This is a genomic window from Glutamicibacter sp. GQ173 (assembly GCF_059759215.1).
The window spans coordinates 149,127-162,707 of record NZ_JCAXDT010000008.1 but is presented as its reverse complement, the minus strand read 5'-3'; the positions used below and the strand labels follow the sequence as shown (position 1 = coordinate 162,707).

The 13,581-nt window shown below is 62.5% G+C and carries 12 protein-coding genes; 3 read left to right on the top strand and 9 right to left on the bottom strand.

The annotated features are described in order from the left end of the window. Positions 1-23: 23 nt before the first annotated feature. From AC6CHO_RS13775 to AC6CHO_RS13745, 7 genes are all read right to left on the bottom strand, one after another. Complete coding sequence (locus AC6CHO_RS13775) at positions 24-1,454, bottom strand: aspartate ammonia-lyase (RefSeq protein ID WP_498215730.1); 1,431 nt, start codon at positions 1,452-1,454, stop codon at positions 24-26. Beyond that, positions 1,451-2,647: a M20 family metallopeptidase gene (locus tag AC6CHO_RS13770; RefSeq protein ID WP_498215729.1), complete on the bottom strand. Its 1,197-nt coding sequence runs from the start codon at positions 2,645-2,647 to the stop codon at positions 1,451-1,453. The genes AC6CHO_RS13775 and AC6CHO_RS13770 overlap by 4 nt, the downstream gene beginning before the upstream one ends. Continuing rightward, positions 2,637-3,308: a DUF1028 domain-containing protein gene (locus AC6CHO_RS13765; RefSeq protein WP_498215727.1), complete on the bottom strand. Its 672-nt coding sequence runs from the start codon at positions 3,306-3,308 to the stop codon at positions 2,637-2,639. The genes AC6CHO_RS13770 and AC6CHO_RS13765 overlap by 11 nt, the downstream gene beginning before the upstream one ends. Positions 3,309-3,317: 9 nt before the next feature. Continuing rightward, positions 3,318-3,725 (bottom strand): RidA family protein, encoded by a 408-nt coding sequence (locus AC6CHO_RS13760; RefSeq protein ID WP_498215725.1) that lies wholly within the window; start codon positions 3,723-3,725, stop codon positions 3,318-3,320. A 29-nt stretch (positions 3,726-3,754) separates the two neighbouring features. Continuing rightward, positions 3,755-5,038: a flavin-containing monooxygenase gene (locus tag AC6CHO_RS13755; protein ID WP_498215723.1), complete on the bottom strand. Its 1,284-nt coding sequence runs from the start codon at positions 5,036-5,038 to the stop codon at positions 3,755-3,757. 111 nt (positions 5,039-5,149) lie between these two features. Further along, a complete protein-coding gene (locus AC6CHO_RS13750) occupies positions 5,150-5,665 on the bottom strand; it encodes a hypothetical protein (RefSeq protein ID WP_498215721.1) in 516 nt (171 codons plus the stop codon). Further along, the gene (locus AC6CHO_RS13745) at positions 5,662-7,194 is read right to left on the bottom strand and encodes an APC family permease (protein WP_498215719.1); all 1,533 of its coding nucleotides are present in this window, start codon (positions 7,192-7,194) and stop codon (positions 5,662-5,664) included. The genes AC6CHO_RS13750 and AC6CHO_RS13745 overlap by 4 nt, the downstream gene beginning before the upstream one ends. A gap of 522 nt (positions 7,195-7,716) precedes the next feature. On the opposite strand from AC6CHO_RS13745, the gene AC6CHO_RS13740 reads away from it, so the two are divergent. Together AC6CHO_RS13740 and AC6CHO_RS13735 are read left to right on the top strand one after the other, a co-directional pair. Further along, on the top strand, positions 7,717-9,678 hold the full coding sequence (locus AC6CHO_RS13740) for a primary-amine oxidase (RefSeq protein ID WP_498215717.1): 1,962 nt from the start codon (positions 7,717-7,719) through the stop codon (positions 9,676-9,678). Positions 9,679-9,796: 118 nt separating this feature from the next. Continuing rightward, complete coding sequence (locus tag AC6CHO_RS13735; RefSeq protein ID WP_498215885.1) at positions 9,797-10,396, top strand: TetR/AcrR family transcriptional regulator; 600 nt, start codon at positions 9,797-9,799, stop codon at positions 10,394-10,396. Here AC6CHO_RS13735 and AC6CHO_RS13730 read toward each other — a convergent pair. Together AC6CHO_RS13730 and AC6CHO_RS13725 are read right to left on the bottom strand one after the other, a co-directional pair. Beyond that, entirely contained in the window at positions 10,393-11,328 is a 936-nt protein-coding gene (locus AC6CHO_RS13730) for a LysR substrate-binding domain-containing protein (protein ID WP_498215715.1), read from the bottom strand. The two genes, AC6CHO_RS13735 and AC6CHO_RS13730, sit on opposite strands and share 4 nt — an antisense overlap. Positions 11,329-11,410: 82 nt before the next feature. Further along, positions 11,411-12,628: an alpha-hydroxy acid oxidase gene (locus AC6CHO_RS13725; RefSeq protein ID WP_498215713.1), complete on the bottom strand. Its 1,218-nt coding sequence runs from the start codon at positions 12,626-12,628 to the stop codon at positions 11,411-11,413. A 283-nt stretch (positions 12,629-12,911) separates the two neighbouring features. Here AC6CHO_RS13725 and AC6CHO_RS13720 point away from each other — a divergent pair, with 283 nt between their 5' ends. Next, entirely contained in the window at positions 12,912-13,571 is a 660-nt protein-coding gene (locus AC6CHO_RS13720; RefSeq protein ID WP_498215711.1) for a GntR family transcriptional regulator, read from the top strand. Positions 13,572-13,581 lie beyond the last annotated feature (10 nt).

The window sequence follows — 13,581 nt, the reverse complement described above, 5'->3', positions numbered from 1 at the left end:
AAGTGGTGCGTGGCGTGGTTCTTTTATCCAGGAGGGCATTGCGTGCCACTACCGGTAAGCGTTCTGGGATCCAGCGCGCGGGCCAGTTGCTGTGACTCCAATAATTGGCGTTGGGTGATCAATTGGGTGAGGTTCGTGCCGCTGCGCTGGGCCTCTTTGACCAGCGAAGCCGAGAGCGCATAGCCCAGCAGCGGGGTCAGCGCGGTGACCACGCTCAGTGATTCATCCATGCGGCGGGATAGCAAGGGTTCGTTGGCCTCGATGCCTTCGACACAGCGCTCGCGCAGCAAAAGGCTTGCCGTGCCAAGCCACTGGATGGACTCCAGCAGCGCATCAACCATCACCGGTTCAAAGGCATTGAGCTGCAGTTGTCCGGCCTCGGCCGCCATGGTGACCGTGGTATCTGCCCCGGCGATCCGGAAAGCCACCTGGTTGACCATCTCCGGAATCACCGGGTTGACCTTGCCCGGCATGATCGAGGATCCGGCCTGAACCGGCGGCAAGTGAATCTCGTTGAAACCGGCCTGCGGCCCCGAAGAGAGCAACCTAAGATCATTGCAGATCTTGGAGAGCTTGATGGCTGCGCGCTTCACGACTCCGGATACCAGCATGAAAACTCCGGTATCGCTGGTTGCTTCCACCAGGTTCTCGGCACTGACTACCGGCACACCGGTCAGTTCTGCCAGCTGCCTAACGGCTTCTTTTCGATAGTTGCTGGTGGCGGTAATCCCGGTTCCGATGGCCGTGGCACCAAGATTGACTTCGCAAAGGTGCGGCAGCAATTCCAGCATGCGGGCGCGGTCTTCTGCCAGGGTATCGGCAAAGGCCCGGAATTCTTGGCCGAGGGTCATCGGCACCGCGTCCTGCAACTGGGTACGACCCACCTTCAGGATCTGGCCAAAAGCTGCTGCCTTGGCCCGGAAGGCTTGTTCCAGCAACTGATGCTCGTCGCAGAGCGCGACCAGTTCAACGTGCAGCGCCAACTTGGCGGCTGTGGGATAGGTGTCATTGGTGCTCTGGCTGCGGTTCACATCGTCGATCGGATTCAACTGCGCATAATCCCCCTTGGCCAATCCCAGAATTTCCAGGGCCCTGTTGGCGATGACCTCATTGACGTTCATGTTGGTGCTGGTTCCCGCGCCTCCTTGGATGCGGTCCACCACAAAATGCTCGTCCAATTCAGCATTCATCACCTCTTGTGCGGCTTGCTCGATCGCTCGCGCTTTCCAAGCTGGGACCAGCCCCTGTGCTTCATTCGCCCTCGCTGCTGCCTGCTTGATCGCGCCGAAGGCCCAGATCAAATGGCGCTGGCTGCCGATGGTTCGGCCACTGACCGGAAAGTTTTCCAGGGCCCGCTGGGTGCTGATGCCGTAGTAGGCCGCGGCGGGCAGGCGGCAGCTTCCCAGCAAATCGGTTTCCGTGCGCCAGCCTGGATTGATGGCTGGCGCGCTCATGCCTGAGGTCCTTGAGCGGCGGGGAAATCTGCTTCAGCGATGAGGTAGTCAAGGCTGGTCAGCGCCAGGGCAATCGATCCGTCGTGGATGGCCTGGTTGGCGGCCGGGCCCACGCATTGGGCAGCGAATTCTGGCTGGTGATTGGACACCGGGTAGCAGCCCAGCCCGATATACGGGTGGATGGCGGGGACGACCTGCGACACATTGCCCATATCGGTCGAGGCCCGATTCATCGTGGCCTGTTCCGCGGGTGCGTCGAAGCGGCGCCCCAAAGCCTGGGCATGCCGCTGGTAGATGGCCAGCGCGCGCAGGTCGGTACGGAATTCGGAATATGGCTCTGATTCAGGGGTCATCTCCAGCTCGCATCCGGTAGCTACCGCTCCGGCTTCGAAGCAGCGCTCCACTTGAGTTTCAAGCTTTTCGAGCTCGACAAGGTTCTGTGCCCGCACATACCAGCGCCCCTCGGTTTTGCCGGGAATTGCGTTAGGTGCTTGTCCCCCATTGGTCTGGATACCGTGCACGCGCGTGCCGGCCGGAAGCTGTTGGCGCATCAGCCCCAGCGCTACCTGGGCCACGATGAAAGCGTCATTGGCGTTGACGCCTTGTTCCGGGTAGGCCGCAGCGTGGGCTGCTCGGCCACGGTATTCCACGTGGTGGTGGGCGACGGCATAGGGATTGGCCTCCGCGCTGTCCACCGGGGCCGGGTGGGCCATCAATGCCAGATCCAGTCCCTGGAAGGCGCCGCGCTTCAGCAGCTCGATCTTCCCTCCCCCGCCTTCTTCGGCCGGGGTGCCGTAGAGTTCCACCTGCAGCCCGGCATCATCGGCCACTTGGGCCAAGGTGATGGCCGCACCGCAGGACATCGCCGAAATGATGTTGTGCCCGCAGGCATGTCCCAGTCCGGGCAAGGCGTCGTATTCAGCCATCAGCCCGACCCTGCGAACGCCGCTGCCGTAGACAGCCCGCATAGCCGTGGGGAACCCGAGGTAGCCGCGTTCCACCGTGAAGCCATGCTGTTCCAACAGCTGCGCGGTCCACTCGGCTGCCTGGTGCTCTTGCCACCCCAGTTCCGGATGGGCATGCAGCCTTTCGGAGAATTCAATCAGCTCGTCCTGCAAGGCTTGGGACTTCTGGGCAGCCTGCTGGCGCCAATGCGCCAATTGGCCAGATTGTTCCAATGACTCAGCGCGCATCGCCGGGCACCCCGTAACCAGCCGAGGCCGCAGGCTCCAAGGCGCGTTGCACATAGTCATCGCGCTGCGGAAGCCAGATTTCCAGGACCCGTTCCAATTCCGTGATGGGATCCTCGTGCCAATCAACCCGCAGGTCGGTGTCGCGCCAGCCGTGGCCGGAGACCACTGCCAGTCCCGCTGAGTGCACTGGACCGGCTTCTCCCCCGGCAGCAATCCCGGCTTGCAGGGCTGCGAGCAGCCGCAGTTCAAGTTCACCGCCGGCCTCAGCGAATCCCTGCGCCACCGCCTGCGGCACCCCGGCGTTGGCCAGCATGTTCCCCGCGGCAACGCAGTGCTGCCCTTGGGCTCCGGCATAGATGCCCAGGGTCTGTTCCCCGTGGAAGAGCGCCTGGTTGCCCTGGGCGTCGAGCACCGTGAGCTGCCGGAAGGCAGCATCCGCATAGCCTTCCAGCGCCGCGTCCATCGCCTGCTGTGCGGTGGCTCCGGACTGGAGCAAGTCCAGGATTCTGGTGCCCAGCCGCGGATCGGTGATGTTCTGCGAGCTGACCGCGCCGACATGGTCGCGCAGGTGGGTGCAGCGGGCGGCGACCGCCGGCGAGGAGGAGGACACGGCAAGCCCGAAACGGCCGTTGCCGTCGGTACCGATCACACTGAATGTCATGGATGCTCCCTAGGAAATCACTGCGGTGGCGTCGATTTCGACAAGCCACTCTGGACGGGCCAAGGCCTGGACCACCAGGCCGGTGGATACCGGGTAAACGCCCTTGAGCCACTTGCCCATGGTGCGGTACACGGTCTCCCGGTAGCGCGGGTCGATAAGGTAGACGGTGACCTTGACGATGTCCTCGAGGCTGCTTCCGGCTTCCTTGAGCAGCAGCTCGATATTGGCCATGGCTTTTTCGGTTTGCGCCTCGACGTCCCCGATGCCCACCGATTCGCGGGTATCCAGGTCCTGGCCGATCTGGCCGCGCAAGTAGACGACCCCGTTGGCAACGACCGCCTGGCACAGATCGTTATCCAGGTTCTGTTCCGGGTAGGTGTCTTTTGTATTGAAGGTGCGGATGCGGGTGTGCTTCATTGGTTTCTTTCCTTCAGGCGATGGCGGGCTCAGGCGCAGGCCGCGGAGGACAGCGCGCTGGCCGTCATGGGCTGGTGGGCTGCATAGGCACGCTGGATGCCGATCTGGTCTGCAATGTACTGCGCATCGTGCCAGACGCCCCAGATGAAGCTGGAGCCGCGGCGCGATTGCCATGGCAGGCCAAGGAAGTAGACCCCGGCTTCCTGGGCGACCCCCTTCTGATGCCGCGGGCGTCCGCGCTCATCGAAGGTGTCCGCTTCCAGCCAGCTGTAGTCCACGGAGAATCCGGTGGCCCAGATGACGGTGGTGATCCCGGCAGCCGCCAGGTCCAATTCGGTCAATGGATCGGTGATGCATTCGGGCAGCTCGCCCAGCTCCCGGGCCTCGGGCTCCTGGGGGAAGCCCAGTCCGTTGCGCTCGATGTAGGCATCGGCTTCGTCCAGGATGGAGAGGTAGTTCGCGTCGCCGCGGGCCACGTTCTGGGCCACATCCGGATCGAAGCCCAGGACTCCGTCGCGGTAGCTGGACGCGCGGCCCACCAAGGTGATGCCCTGGCGACCCAGGGCGCGGAAGTTCACCGTCTGCCCGCCGCGGGCACCGCTGACCGCGATGGTCACGTGCTCGGCGCCCTGGGGTGGCGCGGACATTTCCCACTTGTTCAATACCCCCAGCCACCAGCAGAAGTCCTGTCCGCGGTAGCGCCGAGGCGGGCGGTCGTGCGGCCCCACGGCCAGATGGACCTGGCGTCCGGACCGGTGCAGCTCGTCGGCGATCTGCACGCCCGAGGATCCCGCGCCCACCACCAGGACGTTGCCTGCGGGAAGCTGGCCCGGGTTGCGGTAGCCGCTGGAATGGATCTGGTTCACCGGGGCATCTGCCGGAACGATCTGCGGGATCACCGGGTTCTGGAAGGGACCGGTCGCTGCGACGACGTAGGACGCTTCGATGGTTCCCTCGCTGGTTTCCACCGTGAAGCCCGGACGGCCCTGGTTGCGGGTAACCCGGTTGACCTGCACTCCGGTGCGCACCGGGGCGCCGATCTGGGCGACGTATTCCTCGAAGTACTGCGCCACCTGGTCCTTGCCGGCAAAGCTTTCGGGCTCGATGCCGCTGAATTCCAGGTTCGGGAACCGGTCGTGCCAGGCCGGGCCATTGGCCACCAGGGAATCCCACCGGCCAGTCCGCCAGCGCTCGGCAATGCGGTCCTTCTCGAGCACGACGTGGCTGATGCCGCGCTGGCCCAGGTGCTCGCTCATCGCGATGCCTGCTTGGCCTCCGCCAACCACCACTACTTCTGTGCGGGTATTCTGCATTGTTGTTCTCCGTCCATGGGAGTTGTCAGTTGGTGTCTAATCCAGATTCGTCCCAGCGGACTACATCTGTAAAGAAGTTCTTTTCGTTAATATGAATCTGAAAATCAGATGCTAAGTCTGCCGTCCTTCGAGCAGCAGTTGGCCAGCGCAGAGCGCAGGGGCGCGATCAGCTTTCAGGGCCGGGAGATCCGCGTCGATCTGCTGGCCGCCAGCCAGGGTGCGGGCGATCACCGCCAGCAGCATCACGATCACCAGCTCGAAGCCGACCAGGCCCAGCATCTCCTGCAGATGCCCGTTCTGGGCGGCGATCACCTCCGGCCCTCCACCGTGCCGATGACCGCCGGAGGAAGCATGGGCGGTGATCAGGCCCATGTGGATCAACGCACTGCCGCTCGAAATGGCCATGGCCAGCAGGGTTTGCCGGCGCAGGCCATGGCGTCCGAACATGGGATGGATGGTGCACCACAGGCATAGCAGCCCGCCGGCCAGCATGAACAGCCCCATGGCCCCCGGGGATCCAACCGCGAGGACAAAGTGCGCCACGGCTGAGGCCCCGGTCAGCATCCCGACGGCCCACGGCGCCCATGCGGCAGCCTGCCTGCGCCCGCGGGCCGCGAGAACGCTCATGGCTGGGACGGCTCTTCGAGCTTGCTTCGCCCGCTGCCGCCGGCCTCAGCGGGATCCGCATCCACCCGGCGGACCTTGGCGCCGCGAATGTAGCCGACCACGCCTAAGACCAGGATCGCCACCAGCGTTCCCACGGCAAAGAGCTCGAATTCGACTTGGGAAACTCCCCAGATCTCCTCGAAGTCGTAGTCCGCTCCCAGCAGGGCTTCCAGGGTGCCGGGGAATACCGCGACCCATGAACCCAGCAGGATCCACGCGAAGCAGATCCCGCCGAGGATCTTGAAGACTCCGTCGGATACGGGCACCCGGAAGGGGCGGTCAACCGCCGGGAATTTGCTGCGCAGGCGCACGGCCGCTGGAATCGCTATGAGGTAGCTGAGCAGGAAGGTCGAGATGGAAATGGTCAGCACGATACCGAAAATTGCCGCACTGGATCCGTTCAGCTGCATGGCCATGAGCATGAAGATCGTTGCCACGATGCCAGAGAGCGTATTAACCCTCATCGGGGTTCCCAGCTTGGGGTTGAACCGGCCGAAGTAGCCCCCGAAGAAGGAACCGTCAGCTGCGGCCATCGCCTGCATGCGGTCCGAGATGATCATCCATGCACCGCCCTGGGAGACCAGCACGAAGCAGAAGACCATGGCAGCGATGGCCAGCATGGCCGGCGCGCCCGCGCCGAAGATCGTGAAGACTTCCTCCACGGCACCGAACAGCCCGCCAATGCCGGTGATTTGATCCAGCGGGACCACCAAGAGGATGGCCAGCACAGGGAGCAGGTAGCTTCCGGCGGCCAGCAGCGAAGTCCGCGCAATCGATATGGGCACGTCCTTGGCCGGATTCTTCATTTCACCCGCGGCGCTGTTGCCGGACTCGAACCCGAGGAAGGAAAACAGCAGCAGGGGTGTCAGCCCGAGGAAACCGCCGACGCTGGGCGAGAAGTCCTTGACGGACAAGCCGTTGAATCCGTTGATGAATCCATAGATGAGCGTGACCGCCAGGAAGAACATCAGGAATCCGACCTTGAGGATCGCTCCCAGGGAAGGGAGCCACTTGCCGTGCTTGAGGCTGATGATGGCCGATGTGACGGTGATCCAGATGAAGGCCAGCTTGAAAAGATAGTCCCACATCGAGCCAGATTCTATGGGTGCCACATACTCGGACCAGGTTTCCACCGCGACGAAGGACATCGCTCCACCCACCCACACCGGCTGGGTCACCCAGGTCAGCAGCGAGGCAATGGCGGCAACAACGCGTCCGAACGCCATCCTGGTCCATACATAGACGCCGCCCTCCTCGGTGAAGGCGCCACCGGTTTCAGCGAAGATCAGCCCGTACGGAATCATGAAGGTGACCGCGAGAATCAGGGTCCAGGTAAAGGTTTCAGCACCGAAACCGGAGACCTGCCCAAGGATCTCGATAGAGACGACCGCTGCAACCACCAGAAGCAGAAGGTCCATGCGGCCCAAGCTCTTTTGCAGATGCTGCGTCTGGTCCTGGGCAAGCCTTGTTGAAGATGCATCATTATGCATGTCTATTTCCTTTTGCCGTTCCCTCCGCGGACGCATCCGGCCCGTGGAGGCGTGATTCCCTTGCGGAGCTGATATCCAAAGCTCTCCAGGGCTACTTGCGGCGACGCGTCTTCCAGCTGGCTCAAAACCACAGTGCTTCGCGTCACACGACCTACAGTAGAGGGCCATTCCGATCGCGTAAACAAATATTATTAGATGATACAAATCTGAATTTCAGATCCAAAAGACCGCGAGCCTCAGTACGCCACCAGCCCGCTGTCCACGCAGCTCGATCGGCATTGGCGATCACCCGGCGGGGTGACCCGCCGCGCCAGACAGGCGGCCGCAGGCCGGGGAAGAGCCCCCGCTTCCTCTGCCATCATCCGGAAACCAGGGAACATAGCATCACGGCGCGCCTGCCATGCGGCCGGAGCTGGGCCCGGCGGGAAATATTCCCGCCCGGTGGTTGCCATTGCACGTATCCCCTGTCACAATCGAAATTGATTTTGAACGCTTGTTCCATAAAACATCGAGGAGAAACAGATGGCCCACTCAGATTCGGCGACCGCGATGGAGACGGCGCATCCGCTGGAGCAGCTGACCGGAGCAGAGATCCAGCAAGCCCGCAGCATCCTGGCCCAAGCCGGCCTGGCAGAAGAGACCACCCGTTTCGCCTACCTCGGATTGCTGGAACCGCCCAAGGAACTTCTGTATGCCGGCGGACAGGCAGCGATCAGCCGCAAGATCCGTGCCATGCTCTATGACCCGAGCATCCCCCGCTCCCTGGATATCACGATCAGCCTGGACAGCGGGCAGATCGAATCCCAGCGCGAAATCGAGGTCGGGAAAGACGGGCAAGTCCCGGTGCTGCTGGAGGAATTCGACACCGTCGAAAAGATCCTGGCAACCGACGAAGGGTGGATCGAAGCCCTGGCCAAGCGCGGGCTGACCCCGTCGCAAGTTCGCGTCGCACCCCTATCCGCCGGTGTCTTCGACTACGAGAACGAAGAAGGCAAGCGCCTGTTGCGCGGACTGGGCTTCGTGCAGAATTCGCCCGAAGACCATGCGTGGGCCCACCCCATCGATCGCCTGGTAGCCTTCGTCGACCTCGAAAACCAGCGCGTTGACCGGCTAATCGATGATGGCCCGGTTCCCGTTCCGGAAATCAACGGAAACTACACCGATCCCAAGGTCCATGGTGAACTGCGCAAGGATTTGAAGGCCATCGAGATCACGCAGCCCGAGGGAGCCAGCTTCACGGTCGAAGGCAACCACCTCTCCTGGCTCGGCTGGGACCTGCGCGTCGGCTTCGATGCCCGCGAAGGACTCGTGCTCCACCAGATCCACCACACCCAGAAGGGCACACGCCGCCCATTGATCCATCGCGCCTCCATCTCCGAAATGGTGGTCCCCTACGGCGATCCATCCCCCTACCGCAGCTGGCAGAACTACTTCGACACTGGCGAATACCTGGTGGGACGCGACGCGAACTCGCTGAAGCTCGGCTGCGACTGCCTTGGCGAAATCCACTACATGTCCCCCGTGGTCGCCGACGACTTCGGCAACCCGCGCATCATCGAGAACGGGATTTGCATCCACGAGGAAGATGCCGGAATCGGCTGGAAGCACACCGATGAGTGGGCAGGGTCCAACGAAGTGCGCCGCAACCGCCGCTTGGTGGTTTCCTTCTTCACCACGGTCGGCAACTACGACTATGGCTTCTACTGGTATCTGTACCTCGATGGCACCATCGAATTCGAGGCCAAGGCCACTGGCATCGTCTTCACCGCGGCGTTGCCGCACAAGGGCTACGAATACGCCTCGGAAATCGCGCCGGGCCTGGCCGCCCCGTACCACCAGCACCTCTTCGGCGCCCGCCTGGACATGATGATCGATGGCCACACCAACGCTGTTGATGAACTTGAGGTAGTCCGCCTGCCGAAATCCGCAGGCAATCCGCACGGCAACGCGTTCACCCAGAGCCGGCAGCGCCTGGCCACCGAACAGCAGGCGATCCGCGATGCCAATGCCGCGGCAGGACGCGTCTGGCAGGTCAGCAATCCCAATTCGCTGAACCATGTGGGCGAGCCGGTCGGCTACACCCTGTACCCGCAGAACAACCCGACACTGGCCATGGCCGATGACTCATCCATCGCTGCCCGCGCCGCCTTCACCCGGCATGACCTGTGGGTCACGCGCTTCGCCGAAGGAGAGCTGTACGCCGCCGGCGACTTGGTCAACCGCAATCCAGGCGGGGCCGGGCTCCCAGCCTTCGTGCAGGCCGACCGGGATATCGACGGCCAGGACATCGTGTTGTGGCACTCCTTTGGCCTGACGCACTTCCCGCGCCCCGAGGATTGGCCCATCATGCCCGTGGATACCGTAGGCTTCACGCTGAAGCCCCATGGCTTCTTCAATGAAAATCCCATGCTGGACCTCCCCGCCTCGACGAGCTCGCACTGCTCCGCCCCAGCCGGCCCGCCCGCAGGACACTGCGGAGCATAGCTGGCAGGCCGCTGCGGCCATGCGAGGATGGACAGGAGCTGGACTGCCCGGGCCAGTTCCTGTCCATTTGCCCCTATCCGACCAGACTTGGCGTTGCTCGCCGGAAAGCTGCGTGACCATGCCTCGCCTCGTCGACCACGAAGAGCGCCGTGTTGCCATCATCCACACCACCTGGAACATTATCGCCACCCGCGGCATTGAAAATGCGACCATGCGGGATATCGCCAAGGAATGCGGCTATGCCACTCCCGGCATCATTTCCCACTACTTCGCGAACAAGAACGAGCTGTTGCTCGCAGCCTACGAGTTGATCTGCCAACGCACCGACCAGCGGATCGCCCACGTGCTGGCTTCGCGCCGCGGACTGGATGCGTTGCTGGCCCTGTGCTTTGAAATCATCCCGGCCGATGAAACTACCATCGCCGAGGCCCGGGTGGCAATTGCCTTCTGGCAAAGGGCGCAAACCGATGAGTCGCTGCGCAGAATCGGGGCTGCGGCCCTGAACGCCTGGATGGTGCAGATCAGCCAGTGCCTGAACGAAGCCAAGGATCTGGGCGAGGTTCCCCGGAAGCTGAATGTCAACTATGCACGGAGCGAACTGATCAACGCCATGATGGGCTTGCACATCACGTCAATGCTGGAACCGGCAGAAGTCACTTCTTCGCATCAGAGGCACTTGGTCAAGACCATGATCAACGGATATCGTTCAGTTGCCTAGCCTGGCTGCACGCCTGTTGCGCCCGGGCCCTTGGCGCGTTCTGCAATCTGGGCGTGCACGGCATCGGCCACCGCCCTCATGCGCCCCGTGGGCCGCTGCGATCTAAGGTAGGCCAGCACCGTGCGCAGTTCAGGGACTTGATCCGCGATCTCCACGATGGCCACTTCGTTGCCGTCGTAGGTCATGGAATGCGTCGGCCGTTGATGCAAAATGGAATATCCATGGGAGTGCGCGACGAAGGTGCGCACGGTTTCATAGCTTGCCGACTGGAATCGGACCTCTGGCTCCACGCCGGCTTGGCGAAGAATCGACAGCATCAAGTCCTTTGAGTGCGGCATATTCAGCAGGATGAATGGCTCGGCGGACAGCTGCTGCAGCTTGATGGCCTTCTTGCCGGCAAACCTGTGCCCCATGGGCAGCGCAATATATGGCCTGGCGTTGCTGACCGTGCTCGTGGAGACATTCTCCGGCAGCCCGAGGTCATAGCACAGCGCCAGATCCGCTTGCCCATCGCTCAATGCCCGGGAACAGCCAGCCGCGTCGGCTTCGATGACTTCCAGCACAAGATCCGGATGATCTGCCTTGAGCCGGTTCACCAAGTCAGGAATGTGGAACGGCGCCAGCGTGCTGAAGCACGCCAACCTGACCACTCCCGCGACGCTGGCCTGGTCGCCTTTCGCGTTCTCCACGACTTCTTCGAGATGCGCGAGCACGGCGTTGGCATCCTTCAAAAACAGCTCGCCGGATTGCGTCAACAGCAGGCCCTTGGCCCGCTGCCGAATGAACAACTGGGAGCCAATCTGCTTCTCGAGCTGCGCTACAGCACTGGACACTGCGGACTGGGCGACGTTCAGCCGTTCGGCCGCACCCGTCATCGACAATTGGGCTGCTGCTTCGCTGAAGTACCGAAGCTGCGTCAAGGTGATGTCCATACCGCAAGTATAAGTTCCTGACATCAATAATCAAGATATGAATCATCAGGTGCCATCTGTGAATCAGTTGCTCTTTGCGGGACTACCGTCGGCGGATCAACGACTCATCCAGGTCCTTGATCGAGGCCGCCCCCATCAGCTGCATGGCAACTTCCACTTCCCTGGACAAGAGTTCAATGGCACGGCTGGCTCCCTGCTCGCCACCAGCCATCAGTCCGTAGAGGTAGGCGCGGCCAATGAGCACGAAGTCGGCCCCGGCACACAGCGAGGCGACGATGTCCGCGCCGGACATGATGCCCGAGTCCAGGATGATTTCCATGTCTTGGCCGACTTCGGCGCGAACCTCGCGCAACGCTTCGAAGGCAATCGGGGCGCGGTCCAGCTGGCGTCCTCCGTGATTGGAGACCACGAGCCCATCGGCCCCTGCGGACTTCGACTTGGCCGCATCTTCCGCGGTGAGCACCCCCTTGACGAAGAGCTTGCCCTTCCACAGCTCGCGGATCCATTTCAGATCATCAAAGTCCAACGAGGAGTCGAACATGGAGTTGATAATCGTTGGCAAATCGGCCGAGGTGCCGGAGAGCGAAGCGAACTTCAGCGAATCGGTGGTCAGGAAGTTGAACCACCACTCCGGACGATAGGAGGCATCAACGATGGTCTTGAGGGTCAGTTCCGGCGGGATCTTCATGCCGTTGCGCGTATCGCGATGGCGCTGCCCGGCCACCGGCGTATCCACGGTCACCAGCAAGGTGTCAAACCCTGCGGCAGCGGCACGTTCCACCAGGGCCCTGGACTTCTCGCGGTCCTTCCACAGGTACAGCTGGAACCAGTTGCGTCCTCCCTGGGCAGCAGCGGCCACTTCCTCGATGGAGCGGGTGCCCATGGTGGAGAGGCTGAACGGGATTCCGGCCCTCTGCGCCGCACGCGAGCCGCCGATTTCACCTTCAGACTGCATGAAGCGCGTGAATCCAGTCGGGGCTATGCCGAAGGGTAGCTTCGATGGCGCTCCTGCGATGGTGGTGGATAGATCCGAGTGCGCGGTTCCGTGCAGGATCCGCGGCAGCAATTCCACGGAGTCGAAGACCTGCCGTGCGCGTCGCGCGGTGATCTCCCGTCCGGCGGCGCCATCCACGTAGTCGAACGCGGCGGCGGGGGTCCGGCGTTTGGCGATCGCCCGCAGGTCCCAAATGTCGGCAGCAGCCGCCAGCCGTGCCGCGCGACGGTCAAGGGATGGGACCTTGAACTTCATCAGGCTCACCAGCTCGGACAGATCAGGCACTTGGCGTTTGAGGTTCCCCACGGATGGCTCCTTTTCGATCCAGAAATTGTCGATTCATGCACGACTTGCCGCGGCCTCACGCAGGGCATAGCCGCATCGTTCGATGGTGCTCCCCGGGCACCGAGGCCAGCCGGCACTGCAGCCCTGCTGCTGGCAAAGTTGCCACAATGCCCACGACGTCGTTCCCCGGGAAGAATGGATATCTCGTAAGATTCCTGAAATATATTTCTACCCAGACTAAAGTGTTCATCAGATCAGCACCTAGCGCAGGTCGCTAAGTTACGACCGGAAGAATCAAGGAATCATGGCCAGCTCGCTTTCTGAGAAACTCGCCGATACCCTGCGCGAACGCATCAACCGCGGAGAGCTGTCGCCCGGGACGGTGGTTGTCGAGCCGGCCTTGGCCCAAGAATTCGAGGTCTCCAAGACTCCGGTGCGCGAATCCTTGCGCCAGCTCGCCAGCGAGGGGCTGCTCGAGGTCTTGCCTAAAAAGGGCTACCTCGTGCGCGCCATTTCGCTGAACGACGTCTACGAAGTCCTGGAATTGCGACGGCTCCTTGAACCGCACGTGGCATCCGAAGTTGCCGCGCTGCATTCGGCGCAACTGGTGGCCAGCCTCAGCGCCCATCTGAAAGACCAGGAGGAGCTGGCAGTCAGTGATCCCATCGACTCCATGCACGCAGCCCGCCGGTTCCACAGCGAACTATGCGCGGCCTCGCGCAACTCCCGGATCACCGCCAGCCTGGAGACCTGCCTGGCGCAAACCGCGCGCGCCCATTATGTCCTGCCATCCATGCAACCCTACATGTCGCAATCCGGGGAACTCACCGAGCACCAGCGCATTCTGGCCGCAATCCAGAATTCCGATGCCGCCGCAGCATATCAGGCGATGAGCGAACACCTTGATTCCATCCGCCGGGCCATGCTGGGCGAGAACCCGGTGCGGCAGGCACCGATAAGCTGACAGCAGTTCT